The organism is Glycomyces paridis, assembly GCF_004912155.1.
Lineage (GTDB): Bacteria > Actinomycetota > Actinomycetes > Mycobacteriales > Micromonosporaceae > Glycomyces > Glycomyces paridis.
The window spans coordinates 189,429-210,685 of the sequence record NZ_STGX01000001.1 but is presented as its reverse complement, the minus strand read 5'-3'; the positions used below and the strand labels follow the sequence as shown (position 1 = coordinate 210,685).

Sequence of the window (21,257 nt, the reverse complement as noted above, 5' to 3'; positions counted from 1 at the left end):
ATGCTACAGCCGAACCGCCGGAGTCACGACGACCGCCGGGAGCCCATTCCGCTGTAGCGACTCCTCGGGCCTGATGACGAGTTGGAACATCTGCCCGCCGGGAAGGCCTTCGACGACGAATCGACCCGACTCGTCCGTCGAAGCGAGCTTCGACCCGTCGCCGCTTCTGAGCTCGACCTCGTATATCCCTTCTGGACCGATCCAACCGTCCAGGCGCAACTCGTGAACGGCTGACGGCCTTGGCGTGACCATGACGGTGACCGTTTCGCAGTCGAAGGTGATCGAGGCCGGATCACCCTGTCCCACCGTCATCTCGGTTTCGCCGCGCATCGGTACGAGCTCGTTCTCGCGGGATATCCGCGCCACCCTCGCGTCGAGGGCCGCCTCCAATTCGAGCGCGAACAGCACCCTTTCGTTGAGATCGTCCGGCAGCGGGTCGTCGCGGTGGTGCAATTCGTTGATGACCGCCAGGATCCGCTCGTCGCAGGAGTCCAGCTGTTCGTAGCCGCCCTGATCTTCGAACTCAGGTCGCATGTTCACCCTGCCCCTCACCCGCGCTCCAGGACGGATCGTCCAAGAGCGCTGTCCTCATTTTGTCCAAGCACCGTCCCCGTGTGGGTCCGATGCTCCCCCTCTTCATTCCCAATGACTCGGCGATGTATTCGTAATCCGGCCGGGAAACCGCGGCCACAATGGCCAGCAGTCGCTTGCATCGATCGTTCTGGGCGAGAAATGCACGGCGAACGGCCTCCCGGTCGCCATCGCGGATCACTCCGTCCTCGATGCCGTCGAGGACGGGCTCCTCGATGTCGATCGGGTCCGCCACGACCTCGCGCCGCGCACGCCCCATCTGCCTCCAGGCCTCGCGGCTGACGGTCGTCAGGAGCCATTTGGTCAGGGCGCGAGGCTGGTCCAGCTCTCGTTCGGTGTGCCAGAGCCGCAGCCACGCGGTCTGCACCGCGTCGGCCGCGCTCTCCCTGTCCAGGCCCGTGCGGCGAGCCGCTCGCCAGAGGACCTCGTTGAGGTCCTGGACGAGCGCCCGTTGCGCGGACCCGTCGCCGGCGCGCGCGGCGAGGTACAACTGCGCGCGCCGGTCGTAGTCCACGGCAGCCACCGAATGAGCTGAGGTCATGTTCATGACCTCAGGCTAGCTGCTTCTTCAGCCGCTTCAAGGCCTCGTGCGCACGCGCGGAGGCCGCCGCGGAGTCCAGTGCGCCGCCCGGCTCCGCATCGGCCATCGCGTTCACCAGGAACGCGGCGGCGATCGGAGCGGCGAAAGAAGTGCCGCTCCAGACCGCGTACCCGGACGAGAAGTCGTCGGGGTCGTGGCTCTCCCTGTGCCGGTTGAGGTAGGACGACCTCGCGCGGCGATCGGGCATCCGGGAGCCCTTCGCCTCCCTGGGATACGTGCTCACCAGCCCGGCCCCGGTGGCGTAGCAGGTGACCCACGGGCCTTCGTTGGAGAACATCGCGATGTGCCGGTTCGGGTTCAGCGCTCCGACGCTCAGGATGGGGGCGGCCACCTCCGGCAGGTGGTGCGCCGAGAAGGCCGCCGGATAGAAGGGCCGGTCGGACGACTGGTTCCCCGCCGCCGCGACCACTGGGATGCCGAGCGCCGCAAGGCGCTTGACCGCGTCGCCGATCCATCCGCCCGGTTCGTCGTCCGGGCTCTCGTCGACGTAGCCCATGGCGAGGACCACGACATCGACGTTGACCGCCTCGGCTTCGCCGTTCCTCGACGCCTCGACCTGGTCGGCCACGTGGTGCAGCGCGGCGATGACCTCGTGCTCGTAGGCGAGTCCGTCGTTGTGGACGACTCGCAGCGAGTACACCTGGACGTCCGGCGACATCTGCCGGAGCAGGCCGGTCATGAAGGTGCCGTGGCCGAAGTGGCTTGCGACCTCGCCGACGAGGGTCGGTTCGTGGACCGGACCCTCCCACGGGTCGTCGAGCGGGATCGCCGGGGAGTCGGAATGCTCGCCGAGCTTCGTCTGAAAGGCGTGGTCGACGATCACGAACGTGTCATCGCCCTCGGAACGGTCGGACACGTCGAAGGCCGGATGCTTCGGCGGCACGCCGGTGTCGAGGACCGCCACACGCATACGGCGTTCGGCCGAGTGTCGGCTCGGCATCGGATTGACCATGTCGACGGGAATGCGGCCCAGGGAGAACGAGTGCGAACCACCGACAGGGGGTTCGCCGTTGCCGACGCCCGGTCCGCTCTTCGAGCAGATCATCAGGTGTTCCAGCCGAACCTTGTCCAGCAGTTCACCGGGAAGGCTCGACTCACCGGAGCCCGTGCGCAGGCGCTGGATGAGCGCCCAGGCGTCGACCGCGGCGTGGTCGCCTGCGGCGCTGGTGACGGGCACGCGGTACGAACCCTGCCCGGCGACGATCACGCTGGCGGCCTGGCTCTCCAGCGACATTCCGGTCGGGCTGATGGCGCCCTCGAGCTTCCGGCGGGCTTCGGCGTTCTGGATGACCGACTCGTCCACCAGCAGGCGGTCGTAGCGGTAGATCGTCCCCACCGGGGAGGACTGGCCCGCGGTCCGCACGACCTGGCCCGGGGCGAGGACGCGGCCGCCGTGGCGGTCGAGTGTGGAGTAGGCGAGCTCCGGCACGCCGCTCATGTGGTCGCGCCGGGGATTGGGCTTGAGATGGGGTTCGTGATCGGCGAACACCAATCGCATGGGGAGCTCCTCTGCTTCTCTAGGGGTCTATTCGGTTGTCAACCGAGGAGGGGGATCCTTCTCGAACGATTCTCCTCATCCTCCGCCGGTCGTGGGGTACACGCCGGCGCCGCGGTCGGGAGGCACTCGGGCCCGGAATGCCGCGATCGCCACGGGCTGGGCGGATATCACGGCATTCACCAGGCAAGAGTCCTCGGCGTCCGGCGGGATACAAGGCGTCGGGGGTGAATTCCAGATTGGCACGTTCGCACCGGGGTCGGCAGTGCGTTCACCCGGGGGCGGTAGGGGTGCGGACGCACCGCGACCGCGCCGTCCGCTGGGCGGTCGGCGCGGTCGCGCTGATTCGGGCGGGTGCGGCTAGCGTCCGGCGGGCGTGCCGTCCTCGTCGTCGATGATCTCGACAATGGGTTCGTCGTCCCAGGTCTCGATGTCGAACTCGCCGTCGCGGACGCCTTCGACGAAGGCTTCCCACTCGGACGGGGTGTAGATGAGGATGTCCCCCTCGGGGTCCTCGGCCATGCGCAGGGCGACCATCCCGTTGTCGGCGTAGCCGATCTCGAGCGCGGCGGGAGCGCCGTCCTCGTGGGTGGTGCGTTCCCAACGGGCCGTGGCAGTGTCGAATTCGCCCTTGAGCGGGTGCTCACGCTTCGTCATGGCCCAAGCATAAAAGGGCCCGGATCGAGCGATCCGGGCCCCTCTCGCGTGCGCTAGCCCTGGTGGGGGTAGCGGTAGTCGGTGGGCGGGACGAAGGTCTCCTTGATCGAGCGCGGGCTGATCCAGCGCACGAGGTTCTGCCAGGAGCCGGCCTTGTCGTTGGTGCCCGAGCCTCGGGAGCCGCCGAAGGGCTGCTGGCCGACGACGGCGCCGGTGGGCTTGTCGTTGATGTAGTAGTTGCCGGCGGCGAACCGCAGCTCCTCGCCGGCGCGGGCGATCGCGGCCCGGTCGGTGGCGAAGACGGCGCCGGTGAGCGCGTACGGGGCGACGTCGGCGGCCTGGCGGACCACGGCGTCGAAGTCGGCGTCGTCGAAGACGTAGACGCCGTTGATCGGCCCGAAGTACTCCTCGGTGAACAGCTCGTGCGTCGGGTCGGTGGCCTCGACGAGGGTGGGCTGCACGAAGAAGCCCTGCGAGTCGTCGGCGGTGGCGCCGGTGACGACGGTGGCCTTCGCGTCGCCGCGCAGGCGCTCGAAGAGCGCGGTGTGCTTGGCGTAGGCGCGCTCGTCGATGACGGCGCCGCCGAAGTTGGCGAAGTCGGTGACGTCGCCGTAGGTGATGTCCTCGGTCATGCCGACCACGGCGTCCTTGAGGCCGCCGCGCCACAGGGACGCGGGCACGTAGGTCCGCGAGAGCGCCGAGCACTTCTGGCCCTGGTACTCGTACGCGCCGCGCACCATCGCGACGGCGAGGCTGTGCAGGTCGGCGCTGGGGTGGGCGACGATGAAGTCCTTGCCGCCGGTCTCGCCGACCAGGCGCGGGTAGGTGCGGTACCCGGCGATGTTGCGCCCCACGGTGTTCCACAGGTGCTGGAAGGTCTTGGTGGAGCCGGTGAAGTGGATGCCGGCGAGGTCGGGGTCGAGCAGGGCGACCTCGCTGGCGTGACCGACGCCGGTGACCATGTTGATGACGCCCGGCGGCAGGCCCGCCTCCAGGAGCACCTTCATGACGAAATGCGCCGCGAACTGCTGGGTCGGCGAGGGCTTCCACACGACGGTGTTGCCCATGAGCGCCGGGGCGGTCGGGAGGTTCCCGGCGATCGCGGTGAAGTTGAAGGGGGTGATCGCCAGGACGAAGCCGTCGAGCGGGCGGTGGTCGGTGCGGTTCCAGATGCCCTTGGAGGAGATCGGCTGCTGCCGGTAGAGGCCCTCGGCGAAGCCGACGTTGAAGCGCAGGAAGTCGATGAGCTCGCACGCCGAGTCGATCTCGGCCTGGGCGACGGTCTTGGACTGGCCGAGCATGGTCGCGCCGTTGAGCGCGTCGCGGTAGGGCCCGGCGATGAGGTCGGCCGCGCGCAGGAAGATCGCGGCGCGGTCGGCGAAGTCGGTGCGGACCCAGTCGTGGCGGGCGGCCTTGGCGGCGGCCACGGCCCCGGCCCATTCGGCCTCGGTGGCCTCGCGGGTGACGCCGAGGACGTGGGCGCGGTTGTGCGGCTGGACGACCTTGATCTCCGCGCCCGCGCTGCGCCGCCACTCGCCCGAGAGGTTGAGGTCCAGTTCGAGCTGCGTGCCGGCGAGCTCGACGAGCTTCTTCTGGAGGCTCTCGCGCTCCGGGCTGCCCGGCGCGTACGAGTTGATCGGTTCGTTCTGCGGCGTCGGGACTGTAAACAAGGCGTCCATCGCACCCCTCCCCATTGATTCGATGGCTACTGCGATTTCATGTCTTTGATAACGAGGCTACAAGATGCGTCGCCTTGCCGCCATCCTCGCACAGTTCCGGGCCTGCGACCTGCTGCGACGAGAACTGGCGCGCGCGTCGCCGCAAGCGTCCGGTGTGACGCAGCGGCCCTCACGGGTGTACGTACTCTGGGCCCGTGACCAAGACGCAGGAAACGCAGGCCGAGACCGCCGAGCCGACCGCCGCGCCCGCACCGCGGCCCGGCCGCATCGCCCTGTGGGTGCTCGGGGCCTGCGCGGCCCTCTCCCTCGGCGGCGTCGTCTACTCGCTGCACCGCCTCACCGGCATGGCCGACGGCCTCGACGACACCGGCGTCATGCTCCTGGCGAACAGCCTCTTCAGCCCCATCATCACGGCCGCCTTCGCGGGCGCCGTCGCGGGCGTCGCGGCCCCCCGACTGATCCGGCACTGGCCGCGGGCGGCCACCGCCACACTCGGCTTCACCGTCGTCGCGCTCGCCGCCGCGGTCGTCGCCTACCTCAGCTTCGGCGTCGACCCCTCGATCGCGCTCGTCCTCGCCGCGGTCCTGTTCGGCTCCGCGATCGTCGGCGGCCTGTTCTCGCTGCCGCGCCACGCCGTCCCCGTGGTCGCCGGGCTCAGCGCGACGCTGCTGCTCCTGCTCCTCATGTTCGCGCGCGGCCTGTTCGAGGCCGCCTCCTCGGTGAGCCTGTTCTCCGACCCGCTCGACGAGTACGGCGCCCTCGGCCGCACCATCCCGTTCGTCGCCGGCCTCGCCTGCGGCCTGTGCGCATTCGTCTACCTGCGCCGCAAGCGGTCCGGCACGAAACTCCTCGGCCACCTGCTCGCCGGGGCCATGCCCGGCGGGATCTGGCTCGTCGCCACCATCGTGGCCCAGATCGGCGTCGAAGTGCTCCTCGCCGTCGGCCTCGACCAGGTCTCCCCGCTCGACGAGGCCTTCCTCGGCGTGAGCTTCCAGTGGCAGTACAACGGCTCGATGACCGCCATGTTCGCCGGCGCGTTCTGCGCCGTCCTCGCCTACGGTCTGCTCATCCCCAAGGCCCCCAAGCAGACCGCCGTCGCCGCGCAGCGCGCGGCCGCGAAGGCCGCCGAGCACGGGTGATCCGGTACCGGCCGGAGCCTCAGCAGTCCGCCGGAAGGATCTTGAACGCGTCGAACTTCGGCGTCAGCGGCCTGACCGCTCGAAAGTCCCGCTGGTCCAAGGTGAAGATCCGGTCGGTCTGGTACTCGTCGGCGAGGACCACGCCGATGCAGTCGGCCAGGTCCAGCTCGAGCGACGCGTACTTGCCCTGGACCTCGTGCGCCGATCGCAGCCGGTCAAGCGTGATCGCGCCCAGGACATCATCACCGTCTGCGAGCCTGCCGAGAAGCGCCCCCATGATGGCGCGGGCGGTCTCGAAGCCGCTCCGCTTATAGGCGAGATGGTGCAGTTCGGTCAGCACCATCGGCGACAGCACGAACGTCTCCGCGTTGAGCACCGCGACCGCCGCATCATGCAGGGGCTCGGCCCTGCCGAACGCCGACAGCAGCGCCGACGTGTCGGCGATGACGATCACCGACGGCCCGCCTTGCGTTCCAAAGCCTCGGTGAGGGCCCGCTCCTGTTCCGCCACCGACATCGGCTCACCGAGGTCGAACACCGGCAACGGCTCCTTCTCCGGGCGGTGGTCCTCGACGTATTCGGACACGATGCGCCGTAGCAGTTCAGCTCGAGTCAGCCCTTGTTTCCGAGCCAGGGCATCAAGTCGCCAGATATCGGTCTCGCGCAGGTAGGTGGTCGTCTTCCGCTGCTGCTCGCTCATACAACATATGGTACCCGCTATGGCGCTTCCTAGGTCGGCGCGGACAGCGCCGCGAGCAGGTCGGGGATCTCGGCCGGGGCGTACCAGTCGAGGACGTTCGCCTCGATGAGCTCCAGGTCGACCTCGCCCGAGGCCAGCGCCGCCGCGATCTCGGCGGCCGCGTCCGCGTCGTCCACGTGGACCGCCGCGACCCGCTTGAGCTTGACGCTCCCCTCGAAGTCGGCCCCGGTCCCGCCGGGCCGCTCGGCCACGAGCTTGTCGGGCACGTCGGCCGAGATCACCACCCGGCGCGCACCCTTCGACAGCGCACCCTTCAACAGTGCACCCTCAGACCCGGCGAGCAGCGCCACCGAGGCGGTCGCCGCGTCGGCGAAGGCCGTGTACTCCAGGTCCTCCACGTCGGCGCCCGGGGCCTCGCCCCGGAGCCAGGAGGTCACCGTGTGGACGGCCGCGACCGGCCTCACCTCGCCGGTCTCGGCGAGGCGGGCCAGCATCGCGACGTCCGCCGGCATGTAGATGCGCGTCATGGAGGCTATTGTGCGGCACCGCCGGGCGCGCCGTGGCAGCGCTTGTACTTCTTGCCCGAACCGCACGGGCACTGCTCGTTCGGCCCCACCTTCTCGGAGTGGGCCTGCCCGGGGTTCGCCTGCTTCGCCGGCGGCGCCGTCGAGGCCTTGCGCGGGCCCGCGGACCGGGCCGACTTCGGGGCGACCTTCGCGGCGCCCTTCGAACCGGCGCCGGGAGTGCGTGTGACTGCCCGCTTCTGGCCCGGGACCGGCTTGGGCGGGCGCTTGAACACCGTGCCGTCCTCGGTCGTGGCCTGCTGCTCGACCCCGCCGGGCGCGTCGGCCGACGGCGCGGACTGGAGGAGCCGCTCGGGCTTGCGCAGCGGCTCCAGGCCCCGGATCTCGGCCACGGGCTCGGCCGAGCCGCCGTCCTCGGCGGTCTTGGTCTTGAGCTCGGCGTTCATGAGGAACCGGACCGAGTCCTCCTTGATGCCGTCGAGCATGGTCTGGAACATGTCGAAGGCCTCGCGCTGGTACTCGATGACCGGGTCGCGCTGCGCGTACGCGCGCAGGCTGATGCCCTGCTTGAGGTAGTCCACCTCGTAGAGGTGCTCGCGCCACTTGCGGTCGATGGTCTGAAGCAGCACCTGGCGTTCGAGCTTGCGGAAGACCTCCTCGCCGAAGGTCTCCTCGCGCGACTCGTAGTAGGCGTGCGCGTCGGCCTTGACCGCTTCGAGGAGGTTCTCGGCGTCGAGCTTGTCGAGGCCCTTGACCTTCTTGACGAGCTCCTTGTGGGTCAACTGGATCGGGTAGAGCTGCTTGAAGGCGCCCCACAGCTCGTCGAGGTCCCAGTCCTCGGCGTAGCCGTCGGACGTGGCTCCCGCGACGTAGGCCTCCAGCACGTCGTCCACGAAGTGGCCGATCTGTTCGGAGACGTCCTCGCCGTTGAGCACCTTGCGCCGCTCGTCGTAGATGACGGTGCGCTGGCGGTTCATGACCTCGTCGTACTTGAGGACGTTCTTGCGGATCTCGCCGTTGTGGCCCTCGATCTGCGACTGGGCCGACTCGATCTGGCGGCTCACGAGCTTGGAGACGATCGGGACGTCGTCGGGCACGCGCAGGCGGTTCATCATGGCGCGCACGGCGTCGGCGTTGAACCGCTTCATCAGGTCGTCGGAGAGCGAGAGGTAGAACCGCGACTCGCCCGGGTCGCCCTGGCGCCCGGCGCGGCCGCGCAGCTGGTTGTCGATGCGGCGCGACTCGTGGCGCTCGGTGCCGAGCACGTAGAGCCCGCCCGCGTCCTTGACGTCCTCGGCCTCGGCCTTGGCGGTCTCCTCGAACTTCTCGAGGGCCTCCTGCCACGCGGTCGAGTAGGTCTCCTCGTCGGCCTCGTCGACGCCGCGCGCGCGCAGGTCGGAGGCCGCGAGGTACTCGGGGTTGCCGCCGAGCATGATGTCGGTGCCTCGCCCGGCCATGTTCGTGGCGACGGTGACCGCGCCCCGCTGGCCCGCCTGGGCGATGATGTCGGCTTCCTTCGCGTGGTTCTTCGCGTTGAGCACGTGGTGGGGGATGCCGCGCTTCTTGAGGAAGCGGCCGAGCATCTCCGACTTCTCGACCGAGACGGTGCCGACGAGGACCGGCTGGCCGGTCTCGTGGCGCTCGGCGATGTCGTCGACGACCGCCTGGAACTTCGCCTCCTCGGTCTTGTAGATGACGTCGGACTGGTCCTTGCGGATCATCGGCTTGTTCGTGGGGATCGGGATGACGCCCATGCCGTAGACGTTGTTGAACTCCGAGGCCTCGGTCTGGGCCGTACCGGTGATGCCCGCGATCTTGTCGTACATGCGGAAGTAGTTCTGGAGCGTGGTGGTCGCGAAGGTCTGGTTCTCCTGCTTGATGTCCACCTTCTCCTTGGCCTCGATGGCCTGGTGGATGCCCTCGTTGAAGCGCCGGCCGGGCAGGACGCGGCCGGTGAACTCGTCGACGATGAGGACCTCGTTGGACTCCGAGACGATGTACTCGCGGTTGCGCTCGAACAGCTCCGCGGCCTTGATCGCGTTGTTGAGGTAGCCCACGAGCGGCGTGTTCGCCGAGTCGTAGAGGTTCTCGATGCCCAGGCGGTCCTCGACGCGGGCCACGCCGACCTCGGTGATCGCGATGGTGCGCTTGCCCTCGTCGACCTCGTAGTGCTCGTCGCGCTTCATCGAGCCGACGATCTGCGCGAACTCCTTGTACCAGCGGGGGGTGTGGTCGGCCGGTCCGGAGATGATGATCGGGGTGCGGGCCTCGTCGACCAGGATCGAGTCGACCTCGTCGACGAGCGCGAAGTTGTGGCCGCGCTGGACCAGGTTCGCCGCGGCGCTGGTCATGTTGTCGCGCAGGTAGTCGAACGCGAGCTCGTTGTTCGTGGAGTACGTGATGTCGGCCTGGTAGGCCTCGCGGTGCTTCTCCGAGCCCTCGCCGGGGAGCACGACGCCGACGGTGAGGCCGAGGAAGCGGTGGATCTCGCCCATCCACTCCGCGTCGCGTCGCACCAGGTAGTCGTTGACGGTGACCTGGTGCACGCCGTTGCCGGTGAGCCCGTTGAGGTACACCGGGAGCGTCGAGACGAGCGTCTTGCCCTCGCCGGTCTTCATCTCGGCGATGTTGCCCTGGTGCAGGGCGGCGCCGCCCATGAGCTGCACGTGGTAGTGCCGCATCCCGCGGACGCGCTTGGCGGCCTCGCGGACCGTGGCGAAGGCCTCGGGGAGCAGGTCGTCGGTCGTCTCGCCGTCTTTGAGTCGCTCCTTGTACTCGTCGGTGAGCGCGCGCAGCTCCGCGTCGGTCAGCGCCTCGTACTCGTCCTCCAGGGAGTCGATCGCGGACGCGATGACATGGAGTCGCTTGAGCGCGCGGCCCTCGCCTGCCCGCAGTACCTTCTCGAACAACGACACGGAGGATCAGCTCCCAGCAAGGTCTTGACCAGATCGGGTGGATTTCCCGCCCAATACTACGCGTAGGCAGCGGCTGGCCCCCATGCCAGCCGGTGCGGCACAATCGGTGCCTATGGAACCCGTCACCCTCGACGCCGACGGCCTGCGGCTCGTCGCCTGGGAGCAGCGGCACCTCGCCGACCTCGCCCGGATCTACGCCGATCCCCTCATCGAGCGCTACCTGGTCATGCCCCTGCCCTGGGGCGGGCCCGCCCGCGACCGGTTCGTGTCGATGCAGGTGCGGCACTGGCAGGGCGGCAACCCGCGGTGGGCGGTCGAGGAGGACGGCGCCCTCGTCGGCTCGATGGCGCTGACGAAGTCCTTCCCCTCGGAACTGACGATCACGTACGTCACCGCGCCGTGGGCCCGCGGGCGCGGCGTCGCGCAGCGCGCCATCCGCGCCGCCGTCGCCTTCGGCTTCGAACGCCTGGGCGCCAAGCGGATCGCCTGGGACGCCATCGTCGGCAACCACGCCTCGCGACTCGCGGCGCTGCGCACCGGCTTCACCGTCGAGGGGATCGCCCGCAGCGGCGTCAACCAGCGCGGGACCTCCCGCGACTGCTGGGTCGGCGGCATTCTCCCCGGCGAGGTCCGCGGTCCCGAGAACCCGCCGTGGCACTACGCGGTCGCCAAGCGGCAGGCGGCGTTCTTCACGGCGCCCCAACCGGTGCTCGACACCGGCGCCGCCGGGCTGCGGCTGCGGCCCCTCCAGCGCTCCGACCTCGGCGACCTCGCAGCGACCTGCGCCGACCCCGAGACGCAGCGTTGGGTCGGCGGCCTGCCGAACCCGTACACGAGGGACGACGCGGACGCCTGGCTCGATTTCAGCCGCGGCCGCCGCGACCGCGCTGAGACCGTCCTCTACGCGCTCGCCGACGCCGACGACCGCTACTGCGGCTCAGTCGAACTCGTCCTCAAGGCCCCCGGCGAGGCCGAGCTCGGCTACTTCTGCGCCCCGTGGGCGCGCGGGCGCGGCTGGACCACGGCCGCGGTGCGGCGCCTGTGCCGCCTCGGCTTCGAGGAGCTGGCCCTGGAGCGGATCGCCTGGCGCGCCGTCGTCGGCAACGAGGCCTCGCGCCGCGTCGCCGAGAAGGCCGGGTTCACCGTCGAGGGGGTCGGCCGGGGTCTGCGCCACGGCGCGGACGGCCGGGTCGACTCCTGGATCGGCAGCCTCTTCCCCGCCGACCTGGGCTGACCCGCTCCGGCGCCGCCCATTCGAACCTCGCAAACGGTTGACGCGCCCTCCCCGGCCTGCTTTTCTGAGTGCGTGCATTTCTTCGAACCCGTCGAGACGACGGCGTTCGCGCTGCGTCCGGCCCCCGACCACGTCAAGATCGACCGCGGCGCCGACAGCGCCCCCTTCGAGCCCCACGCGGTCGCCACCGGCCCGGCCGACGAGGCGGTCTGGGGCGCCCTGGCCTTCGGCGCGGACGACGGCGTGGTCAGCGTCCGGTTCTGGGTCGAGCCCGAGCGGCGCGGCGACCGGCTCGGCGCCCGGATGCTCAAGGCCGCCGCGCCGGGCCTGTTCGCCGCGGGCGCGCGGCGGGTCGAGGTGCGTCCGCCGGTGCGCGACCAGGCGGCGATCCGCGCCGCCCTGCGCGCGGGCTTCCGGCCCGACAGCGGCGTCTCGCGCGGCGCGGCCTGGGACGGCACCGAAGCGCTCGTCCTCGGCCTGCTCCCGGCCGACGGCCCCGGGCCCACGCCGCGCGTCCTGCCCGACCTGCCCGGCGGGACCCTCGGCGACGGCACGATCGCGCTGCGGCCCCTGACCCCCGGCGACTACGAGGCGCACCTGCGCCACCGGTCGAGCCCGGACGTGTACGCCGGGGCGGCCCTGCCGCTGCCGCCGAGCGCCGCCGAGGCCCGGGAGGTGTGCGAGTGGCGCGCGGCCGTGGACTGGCTGCGCGGACGCAGCGCCCTCATGGTCATCGACGACGGCACCGGGTACCAGGGCACGATCGGGCTCTACGACGTGGCGCGCGTCGTCGGCACCGGCATGGTCGGCTACGACCTGCGGGCCGGGGCCCGCGGCAACGGCTACGCGACCCGCGCGGTGCGCTTGGTCACCGGGTGGGCCTTCCGCGAGGTCGGCATCGACCGGGTCTGGGCGGGCACCGACCTCCACAACACCGCCTCGCAGGCGGTGCTGCGCCGGGCCGGTTTCCGCCTCGAAGGGGTCGAAAGGGGCGGACTGCCCACCGTCAGCGGGCGCCGGAGGGACACGCTGCTGTGGGCCGCGCTCAGTAGCGACTGACGTGCAACCACCAGGGCGGTTCCACGCGTCGAAGATATAGTGATCTCGTCACTTCGCTATGTGGAGGAACCCCCTTTGAAGCTCATGCCCGTGCGCGCCTTGGCGGTGCTGTCCCTGCTGCTGGCGGCGGGGGCCTGCGCCGCTCCCCAGACCGGGACGTTCACGCCCGCACCGATCGTTCCGGTCGTCTCCATGGACGCCGCAGAAGAGCAGGACCCGACCGAGCCGTTCTCCCTGTCCGTCGTGGACGGCATCCTCGAAGAGGTCAACGTCACCTCGGACCGCTCCGAGACCATCGAGGGCGCGTTCTCCGAGGACCTGACGAGCTGGACCTCCGAGGGGATCATGAACGCCGGGTCCACGCACACCGTCGTGGCCAAGGCCGTCAGCTCGGACGGCACCGTCACCGAATTCGAGCAGCAGTTCACCACCGAGGCCCGCGAGAGCTCGGGCTTCGAGGTCCTCGACGTCACGCCCGTGGTCGAGGGCGAGGAGGTCGGCGTCGGCGCGCCGATCATCGTCAACTTCAGCGAGGCCGCCCCCGACCGGGCCGAGGTCGAGCGCCACCTCGTCGTCGAGTCCGAGAAGGGCCACGAGGGCGCCTGGCGCTGGATCAGCGACACCCAGGTCATCTACCGGACCAAGGAGTACTGGGAGCCGCACCAGACGGTGACCTTCACCGCCGACTTCGAGGGCGAGTTCCTCGGCGAGGACACCTGGGGCGGCGAGGACTACGTGGCCGAGCTGGTCATCGGCGAGTCGCAGATCTCCTTCGTGGACCTCGACGCGCACACCATGACCGTCGAGGTCGACGGCGAGGTCGTCAAGGAGATGGCGATCAGCGGCGGCTCCGGCGCCGAGTGGGAGTACTACACCGCCACCGGCGTGCACCTGGTGATGGAGAAGTTCGCCGACAAGACGATGGTGTCCCCCGGCCGGGAGCCGGGCGACGAGGGCTACTACTCGACCGACGTCCAGTGGGCCACCCGCATCAACATCACCGGCGAGTTCGTCCACGGCGCGCCGTGGAACGGCTCCCTGGGCTCGGCGAACCTCTCGCACGGCTGCGTCAACGCCAGCAACGCCGACGCCGAGTGGTTCTACCACCTCGCCCAGCGCGGCGACCCGGTCGACATCGTCGGCTCCCCGCGCGAGATGCCCTGGAACAACGGCTGGGGCTTCTGGATCATGTCCTGGGACGAATGGCAGGAGGGCTCGGCCCTCTAACTCCCTCTGACCGAAGTGAGACGAGGCCCCGGGCGCGAGCCCGGGGCCTCGTGCGTTCCCTGGCGGGAACGCTAGAGGTCGAGGCGGAGCAGGCCGTAGTCGAAGGCGCGGCGGCGGTAGACCACCGACGGGCGCCCGCTCTCCTTGTCGTGGAACAGGTAGAAGTCGTGGCCGACGAGCTCCATGTTCTGGAGGGCGTCGTCGACGGTCATCGGCTCGCCGGGGTGAATCTTCTCGCGGGCGATCCGGCCGGGCATCTCGTCCTCGACCAGGCCCTCGTAGTGGTCGACGTCCTCGGAAATGAACCGCGCCTCGGTCCGCTCACCGGGCTCGGCGAGCAGCGTCGCGGCCGAGGCCGCGGGCCCGCTGCCGTTCGAGGTCGCCTCGGCGACCGACATCGGCGACTTGGAGCCGCCGCGGTGGATCCGCTTGCGGTCGGAGGTCTTGCGGAGCTGGTGCCCGAGCTTGGTCACCGCCAGCTCAAAGGCGGACCGGAAGTCTCCGGCGCAGGCCTCGGCGCGGATGACCGTCCCCTTGGGGCGGCAGGTGATCTCGACGCGCTGGGCGTGGTCGGCCTGGCGGGGGTTCGGCTCGTGATAGAGCTCGACGTCGATGTCGATCGCTTCCCCGTCGTACCGGGCGAGGTACTTCGCGATCTTGGATTCGATCTTCTCCTCGACGAGCTCGCGGTAGTGGTCGGGCACTTCCACGTTGCGGCCCTTGACGACGATGTCCACCTCTGAACCTCCCAGATGCATCCCGCTCTGCGCGGGGGGATGCTGACGATGCTGAACTGCTGGGTCCGGAGCCGAAGATCCGGTACGGCGGAAGGATCGACCTCCTCTCACGGGTGGGACGGGCTGCGGCGCGTGCGTCCCCCGTCCCGGCCCGGCTCGCGGAGCCTGGCCGGAACTCCCTGGGGGAGTTCACTTCTGGTCCAGTGAATGTCCATCTGGCCTCAGCCGTCTCGTTACCGATCTGAGATTTTGAGACTAACCCCTCCATCACCGAAAGTCGACCCTTCGGCTACACGAATTCTCCAACGCGCCGCGCGGTGCGCGCGTGCGTTTCCGCGTAACCGAGATAAGTCTTCGCATTCGTGGCCGAACCGTCGACCGGCGCTGTCGGGGACCTGACAGCGGAACGAATACCCGAAAGCGGGATCGTCACACCTCCCGCAACTCAGGCCGCGGCGACGCAGACCGCCGCGGGGACGGCGACACCGGCGCCCGCCAGGGCCCGCGCGGCCGCGTGCAGGGTCGCGCCGGTCGTCACGACGTCGTCGACGAGGATCGCGGGCGCCCCGGTGGCCGCCAGCGCGGCGGCGGCCCGGGGCCGTGCGCGCAGGCTCGCCGTCGCGGCGGCCAGGCGCCCGCGCGGGGTGAGGCCGACCGAGTCGGGCCTGGGCAGGGCCCGCAGGCACGCGTGGACGGGCGGGCGCCCGGGTACGGCGGCGCAGGCGGCGGCGACGTGGTCGAAGCCGCGGGCGCGGCGGGCGGCGCGGGTGGGCGGGACGGGGACGAGGACCGCGCCGGGGACCTCGGCGGCGACGACGGCGAGGGCGCGTCCGAGCAGGGCGCCGAGGGCGGGGGCGAGTTCGCGCCTGGAGCGCTCCTTGTACTCGTTCAGGGCTTCGGCGAGGGTGCCGGCGTAGGGTCCGGCGGCGACGACGGGCGGGGCGCCGCGCACGGCGGGGGCGGCCAGGAGCGGGCGCAGGGCCGCGAGGTCGGCGGCGCAGTCGGGGCACAGGCCGAAGCCCGCCGCCGACGCGCTCCGGCAGGAGGCGCAGGCGGCGGGCAGGAACAGGTCGCGGGCGTCGTCGGTGATCGGCACGCGGGTGTAACGAGTGTCAGGCCCGGAGGGTCACCGCCGGGGGGATGCGGCTGGCGCGCCAGGCCGGGTAGACGCCCGCGACGACGCCGACGACGGCGCCGATGACGGGTCCGGCGGCGAACAGGGACGGGTCGAAGACGATCTGCCAGTCGCGCATGAGCGAGACGAGCGCGGTGACGTTGACGCCCAGGACGGTGCCGAAGAGGCCGCCGATGAGCCCGATGAGGGTCGACTCCCAGACGAACTGCATCGCCACCGCGCGTCTGGCGGCGCCGACGGCGCGGCGCAGGCCGATCTCGGAGCGGCGCTCCATGACCGAGACGAGCGCGGTGTTGGAGACCGAGACGGCGCCGATGACGAGGGAGACGGCCGCGAGGCCGAGCAGGAGGGCCTGCATCTCGTTCTCGACGCCCTTGCGGAAGCTGCGCAGATCGGAGGGCTTGGACACCGAGAGGTTGTCGGCGCCTTCGGGGAAGACCGCGGTGGGGGCGGTCTCGGCGACCTTGTCGGCGGCGCCGAGGTCGGTGCGGATGAACACCTGGGCCGCGGCGTAGTCCGGGTCGGCCTCGGTGCAGGGGGTCGGAGGGATGACGACGGCGCCGGTGAGCTTGGCCTCGCCCTCGGGCGCCTGGTAGACGCCGACGAGCGCGTACTCCTCGCCTTCGATGTAGATCATCGGCCCGCCCTCCAGGGAGGAGTAGCCGAGGTCGCGGGCGGCGGACTCGTCGATGACGGCGACGCGGTCGTCGCGGGCGACGTGCCCGGCGTCGAAGGCGGCGCCCTGGGTGAAGGTGAAGCCGTAGGCCTCCATCGCGCCCGGCTCCATGCCGAAGACGGGGACGTCGCGGGCGTAGTCCTGGGACTCGGTGCGCGAGGCGGTCCGCTCCTCCCCCGCGGCGCAGAAGATCCCGGCGTCGACGACGCCGTGGATGCCCCGCACCCGTTCGGAGGATTCGAGGTCGGGGGCGTACCCGGCGTCGCGCATGTTGTTCGAGAACGAGACGGTGACCTGGGTGGCCTCGGTGGCGTCGAAGCGCTCGGCGATGGCGGCGGCCGATGTGGACGAGAGCCCGACGGTGGCGACCGTGGCGGCGATGCCGAGGGCGATGCCGATGGCGGTCATCCAGGTGCGCATGGTGCGCCCGCGCAGGGACTGGAACGCCTCGTAGGCGATGCCCATGCTGCGGACGCCGAAGCGGCCCTTGGCCTTCGGCAGGAGCTTCTCGGCCTCGGCGCGCGCCTTCCGCTCGGCTTTCCGCTCGGCCTTGGCGGCCTTGCGGGCCGCGCGGCCGGTGGGCGCCGATTCCTCGCCGGGGGTGACATATTCGAGCAGTTCGGTGTCGGTCTCGGGTTCGCGGCGCTTGCGTGCCATCAGCCGTTGCCCCGGTCGCGCCAGGCGATCACGACCTTGTCGCCCTTCGCGAGCTCGTCCTCGACTGGTTCGACCACGCCGCGGCCCTCGTGGCGCAAGGTCACCTCGACCTCGACGTGGCGTTCGGTGGCGTCGTCGCCTTCGAGGACGGTGATCATGGTGCGGTCCTCGGCGTCGGTCCACAGTGCCGAGAGCGGCACGATGAGGGCGTCCTCGGCGGAGCGGGCGCGGACGAGGGTCAGCTCCTGCTCCTCGCCGGGGGCGAGCTCGTCGAGGTCCTCGATCTTGTCCTCGTCGAACTCGAAGACGGCGTAGGTGTTCTCGACGGTCGGGGCCTCTTCCTCCCAGCCCTCGGACTCGCCCTCCTCCTCGCGGACGTCGAGTTCGAACTCGCCGACCTCCTGGCCTTCGAGGGGGCCCGAGCCGTATTCGAGTTCGGCTTCCCCGCCGAGCTTGTTGAGTTCGGCGGCGGCCTCGGAGTCCAGCTTGGCCTCCAGCTTCCAGTCGCCGGAGGCGAGGACCAGGACGGCCTCCTCGCCGACGGGCGCGGACTGCTTGACGTTGACCTTGCTGACCTGCATGGGCAGCTCGGGCAGGAACACGACCTCGGAGGCCGGGAGCTTGGCCCGCTCCACCGTGGTCGTCTGGGCGCCGCCGATGTTCTCCTCGGTCTCGGCGTCCTCGCCGGTCCCGTCGGTCTCGCCTTCGCTCTCGGGCGGCGGGTCCTGCTCGACCTCCTCTTCGAGGACGGCCGGGTCGTAGCCGGCGTGGTCGTAGAGCTTCTCGAGGTCCGAGGCGGTGCGCGAGTCGAAGGTGCCGGTGGTCGGGGTGCCGTACAGGGATGCGAGCGCCTTCTGGAGCTGCTCGACGTCGGGGCCCGTGTCGCCCTCGACGAGGTCGCGGTAGGCGGGCACGTCGCCCTTGAGGGCGATCATCGGGCGGCCGGAGACCTCCAGCAGGACGGTTCCCGCCTTGACCTCGTCGCCCACTTTCAGGGGGATCTTCGAGGCCAGCGCGGTCTCGATCCCCTCGGGGGGGTTGGGCGCGGGGACGGCGAAGTCCCCGGTGCGGTCGAGGACCGCGTCGAATTCCAAGGTGTCGATGAGCTGATCCTGGTCCACCCGGACCGTGATCACGCTGTCGTCGGGTGCGCTCGTCTCCTCGGCGCGCTGCGCCGGGGTGCGCGCCTGCGCTGCGAAGTACCAGGCGGTACCCGTGGCGCCGAGCAGCGCGAGGGCGAGCACCCCGCTGACGACATGGCTTTTCGTGAGCCGCATGTTTGTGTCCTCCTCCGCCCCCAAGACGCGGGAGACGGAGGGACCAGTTGCGGCCGTTTCGTCTCGATTCGGTAACGGCCCTTGCGGACCGGGCCGTCAGTTGTTCAAGCCGACGGATTTCATCCGGTCCTGGTGCGCGCGTGTGAGGCGGCGCAGGAGGGCGTCGAGGGTGCCGCCGTCGCCGACGATGAGGCCGGTGAGGCGCTCGTTGGCGGCCGCGACGCCCTGGGCGCGGTTGATGCCCTCGCCGACGAGGCGGCGGGCCCACAGCGACAGGCGGCCGGTGACGGCCGGGTCGGCCTTGACGGCGGCGCGGATCTCCTCGGCGGCCAGGTCCGCGGCGGCGGTCTCGGCGAGGACGGTCGCGATGAGCTCGCGGTCGCCCTCTTCGAGCCCGGCGGAGACGGCGCGGATGAAGTCGTCGGCGACGGCGTCGCCGAGGTGGACCTTCACGAGCGCTTCGAGCCAGTCGCGGGGCGAGGTGGAGGCGTCGAAGGAGCGGAAGGCCTCCTTGAACGGGGCCATGGCCTCGGCGGGGTCGGCCCCGAGCTCGGCGAGGCGGTCGGCGAGGAGCCGGTAGTTGCGAATCTCACCCACGGCCGCCTCCGAGAGGGCGGCGCGGCGGGCGAGGTCGGGGGCGAGGCGGGCGTCGAAGACCATCCGCTCGAAGGCGAGGAGTTCGCCGAGTGCAAGCAGGCCAAGGAGGTCGATGACGGATTCGCGGCCGGGGGCCGGGGCCGCGGGGACCGGGCCGTCGGGGCCGGCGGCGGGATCAGTTGTCTCGGACACGGGGGCAGGTTACCACTGGCCCGGAGCGCCGTTCGTCTTCGCGGTGTCGCCGCCGCACCGGCTTCCGAGGCGTCTTCGCAGGCCAGAAGGGTCTCATAAGGGTGAGTCCGGCCACCTTCGAGGCGGGTCGGGAACGGCGCACCGAGACGAACGGGTCCGGAGAGCGTAGGATGGTCGGGAGCGACCGCGGCCACGACGTGGCAGTCCCCTTGACGAAGCTCGCGAGACGAGTCTTCGACGATTGCGAGAGCGGTCCTCGATGCGGTCACGGCGCCAGGCGCCGTGCCGCTCCTGCGAAGCGGCGACTTCCCGAATCCGGCGGTCGTCGCCGCTGTGTGACGAGACATGATGTGGCGCCGAGTTCCCCGGATCTGGTGACGTCCTCCGCCACGAGGTGAACAGAGTGAACGAAGTGAACAACGACCGGCCCAAGAACGAGGGGCCGACTTTCGCCCAGCTGGGTGTCCGCGATGAGACCATCGAGGCCCTTGCGGCCCTTGGCATCGAGCGGGCATTCGCCATCCAGGAGTACGCGATCCCGATCGCGCTCCGCGGCTCGGACATCATCGGCCGCGCCCCCACCGGCACCGGCAAGACCTTCGGGTTCGGCCTGCCGATCATCGACCAGATCACCTCCGCCGAGGAGGGCGCCGACGGCAAGCCGCAGGCGCTGATCCTGGTCCCCACCCGCGAGCTCGGCCTCCAGGTCGCACGCGACCTTGAGGACGCGGGCAAGACCCGCGACATCCGGGTCCTGCCGATCTACGGCGGCCGCGCCTACGAGCCCCAGGTCGAGGCCCTCAAGTCCGGCGTCGACATCATCGTCGGCACCCCCGGGCGCCTGCTGGACCTCTACAAGTCCAAGCACATCAAGCTCGACAAGATCGCGCACTGCGTCCTCGACGAGGCCGACCGGATGCTCGACCTCGGCTTCTCCGAGGACGTCGAGAAGATCCTCAAGCTCCTGCCCGTCGAGCGCCAGACCATGCTGTTCTCGGCGACGATGCCCGACACGATCATGTCGCTCTCGCGCCGCCACATGCACCGCCCGATGACGGTGGCCGCCGACGTGACCGGCCCCGACCAGGAGGCGGCCAACAACACCCGCCAGCTGGTCTACATGACCCACGCGCTCAACAAGGTCGAAGTCGCCGCCCGGATCCTCCAGGCCCGCGGCCGCGGCCTGACGATCATGTTCTGCCGCACCAAGCGCGCCGCGCAGAAGCTCGCCGACGAGCTCGACTTCCGCGGCTTCGCGGTCGGCTCGGTCCACGGCGACCTCGGCCAGAACGCGCGCGAGCGGGCCCTGCGGGCCTTCCGCTCCGGCAAGATCGACGTGCTCGTGGCGACCGACGTGGCCGCCCGCGGCATCGACGTCCCCGACATCACCCACGTGATCAACTACGACTCGCCCGAAGAGGCCGAGACGTACGTGCACCGCATCGGCCGCACCGGCCGCGCGGGCGCGACCGGCATCGCCGTGACCTTCCTGACCTGGGAGGACCTGCCCCGCTGGAAGATCATCGTCAAGGCCAACGGCCTCGACATCGGCGAGCCGGTGGAGACCTACCACACCTCCGAGCACATCTACACCGACCTCGACATCCCCGAGGGCGCCCCCTCGGCGCTGCCGAGCGAGCTGCGCAAGCGCGACGGCCTGAGCGCCGAGCGCGAGGAGAACGTGGAAGGCGACGCCCGCAAGTCCGGTCGCGGCCGCGGACGCGGCCCGCGCGGCGGCGGCGACCGCGGCAGGGGCCGCGGTGACGGCGACCGCCGCGGCGGCGGCCGGGGCGCCTCCAACGAGGAGCGCGGCACCACCGGCGAGAGCGGCGAGGCCCCGGCCCCCCGCAACCGCCAGCGCCGCCGCGTCCGCACCGAGGGCGAGGCCGCCGCTCCCCGCGAGGCCGCCCCCGAGCGCGCCCCGCGCACCGACCCGGCCCCCCGCGCCGAGGGCGAGGGCGACGCCCCGGCCCGCAGGCGCCGTCGCCGCCGCCGTCCCAACGGCAGCAGCGACCGCCAGACCGGCGAGGACTAGCGGTAAGCGCCGCGCAGACTGAAGGCCGTGGCGTGTTGTCACCCGATCGGGTGACAACACGCCACGGCCTTTCTGTCGCACCCGCCGGGCACTCTAGAAAACCGGGGGCCCGAGAACCCCGCTCCCACGAC

General features: G+C 70.8%; 19 protein-coding genes. 5 read left to right on the top strand and 14 right to left on the bottom strand.

The genetic code is table 11. The annotated features are described in order from the left end of the window. Positions 1–3 precede the first annotated feature (3 nt). The 5 genes from E9998_RS00850 to pruA form a co-directional block, all read right to left on the bottom strand. Positions 4–534, bottom strand: coding sequence for a carboxypeptidase regulatory-like domain-containing protein (locus tag E9998_RS00850; protein WP_136527811.1), 531 nt, complete (start codon positions 532–534; stop codon positions 4–6). Beyond that, on the bottom strand, positions 524–1,138 hold the full coding sequence (locus tag E9998_RS00845) for an RNA polymerase sigma factor (RefSeq protein ID WP_136527810.1): 615 nt from the start codon (positions 1,136–1,138) through the stop codon (positions 524–526). The genes E9998_RS00850 and E9998_RS00845 overlap by 11 nt, the downstream gene beginning before the upstream one ends. Positions 1,139–1,142: 4 nt before the next feature. After that, positions 1,143–2,690, bottom strand: coding sequence for a S8 family peptidase (locus E9998_RS00840; RefSeq protein WP_136527809.1), 1,548 nt, complete (start codon positions 2,688–2,690; stop codon positions 1,143–1,145). 357 nt (positions 2,691–3,047) lie between these two features. Continuing rightward, positions 3,048–3,344, bottom strand: a complete 297-nt coding sequence (locus tag E9998_RS00835; protein WP_136527808.1) for a DUF397 domain-containing protein — start codon at positions 3,342–3,344, stop codon at positions 3,048–3,050. A gap of 53 nt (positions 3,345–3,397) precedes the next feature. Next, positions 3,398–5,023 (bottom strand): L-glutamate gamma-semialdehyde dehydrogenase, encoded by a 1,626-nt coding sequence (pruA, locus tag E9998_RS00830; protein WP_136527807.1) that lies wholly within the window; start codon positions 5,021–5,023, stop codon positions 3,398–3,400. A 194-nt stretch (positions 5,024–5,217) separates the two neighbouring features. Between pruA and E9998_RS00825 the strand changes: the two genes are divergently transcribed. Beyond that, on the top strand, positions 5,218–6,162 hold the full coding sequence (locus tag E9998_RS00825; protein WP_136527806.1) for a hypothetical protein: 945 nt from the start codon (positions 5,218–5,220) through the stop codon (positions 6,160–6,162). A 19-nt stretch (positions 6,163–6,181) separates the two neighbouring features. Here E9998_RS00825 and E9998_RS00820 read toward each other — a convergent pair whose 3' ends face one another. Genes E9998_RS00820 through secA form a run of 4 tightly spaced genes read right to left on the bottom strand, consistent with a single transcriptional unit; the run spans position 6,182 to position 10,300 of the window. Next, a complete protein-coding gene (locus tag E9998_RS00820; RefSeq protein WP_136527805.1) occupies positions 6,182–6,616 on the bottom strand; it encodes a type II toxin-antitoxin system VapC family toxin in 435 nt (144 codons plus the stop codon). Continuing rightward, a complete protein-coding gene (locus E9998_RS00815; protein WP_136527804.1) occupies positions 6,613–6,861 on the bottom strand; it encodes a ribbon-helix-helix protein, CopG family in 249 nt (82 codons plus the stop codon). The genes E9998_RS00820 and E9998_RS00815 overlap by 4 nt, the downstream gene beginning before the upstream one ends. A gap of 29 nt (positions 6,862–6,890) precedes the next feature. Then, positions 6,891–7,388, bottom strand: coding sequence for a DUF6912 family protein (locus tag E9998_RS00810; protein ID WP_136527803.1), 498 nt, complete (start codon positions 7,386–7,388; stop codon positions 6,891–6,893). A 5-nt stretch (positions 7,389–7,393) separates the two neighbouring features. Continuing rightward, positions 7,394–10,300, bottom strand: coding sequence for a preprotein translocase subunit SecA (secA, locus tag E9998_RS00805; protein WP_136527802.1), 2,907 nt, complete (start codon positions 10,298–10,300; stop codon positions 7,394–7,396). 112 nt (positions 10,301–10,412) lie between these two features. On the opposite strand from secA, the gene E9998_RS00800 reads away from it, so the two are divergent. From E9998_RS00800 to E9998_RS00790, 3 genes are all read left to right on the top strand, one after another. Next, a complete protein-coding gene (locus E9998_RS00800) occupies positions 10,413–11,534 on the top strand; it encodes a GNAT family N-acetyltransferase (protein WP_158299658.1) in 1,122 nt (373 codons plus the stop codon). A gap of 72 nt (positions 11,535–11,606) precedes the next feature. Beyond that, positions 11,607–12,593 carry a GNAT family N-acetyltransferase gene (locus E9998_RS00795; protein ID WP_136527800.1) on the top strand — a complete coding sequence of 329 codons (987 nt, stop codon included), beginning with the start codon at positions 11,607–11,609 and terminating at the stop codon, positions 12,591–12,593. Between the two features lie 84 nt (positions 12,594–12,677). Further along, entirely contained in the window at positions 12,678–13,820 is a 1,143-nt protein-coding gene (locus E9998_RS00790) for a L,D-transpeptidase (RefSeq protein ID WP_240037460.1), read from the top strand. 71 nt (positions 13,821–13,891) lie between these two features. Here the strand turns inward: E9998_RS00790 and hpf are convergent, their stop codons facing one another. From hpf to E9998_RS00765, 5 genes are all read right to left on the bottom strand, one after another. After that, entirely contained in the window at positions 13,892–14,557 is a 666-nt protein-coding gene (hpf, locus tag E9998_RS00785; RefSeq protein WP_136527798.1) for a ribosome hibernation-promoting factor, HPF/YfiA family, read from the bottom strand. 445 nt (positions 14,558–15,002) lie between these two features. After that, complete coding sequence (locus tag E9998_RS00780) at positions 15,003–15,653, bottom strand: ComF family protein (protein WP_136527797.1); 651 nt, start codon at positions 15,651–15,653, stop codon at positions 15,003–15,005. A gap of 16 nt (positions 15,654–15,669) precedes the next feature. After that, a complete protein-coding gene (locus E9998_RS00775) occupies positions 15,670–17,025 on the bottom strand; it encodes an ABC transporter permease (RefSeq protein WP_136527796.1) in 1,356 nt (451 codons plus the stop codon). After that, the gene (locus E9998_RS00770) at positions 17,025–18,302 is read right to left on the bottom strand and encodes a peptidoglycan-binding domain-containing protein (RefSeq protein WP_136527795.1); all 1,278 of its coding nucleotides are present in this window, start codon (positions 18,300–18,302) and stop codon (positions 17,025–17,027) included. The genes E9998_RS00775 and E9998_RS00770 overlap by 1 nt, the downstream gene beginning before the upstream one ends. Positions 18,303–18,398: 96 nt before the next feature. Then, on the bottom strand, positions 18,399–19,091 hold the full coding sequence (locus tag E9998_RS00765; protein WP_192907022.1) for a ferritin-like fold-containing protein: 693 nt from the start codon (positions 19,089–19,091) through the stop codon (positions 18,399–18,401). Between the two features lie 403 nt (positions 19,092–19,494). Here E9998_RS00765 and E9998_RS00760 point away from each other — a divergent pair, with 403 nt between their 5' ends. Next, complete coding sequence (locus E9998_RS00760) at positions 19,495–21,126, top strand: DEAD/DEAH box helicase (protein ID WP_240037449.1); 1,632 nt, start codon at positions 19,495–19,497, stop codon at positions 21,124–21,126. The last annotated feature ends 131 nt before the right edge of the window (positions 21,127–21,257 follow it).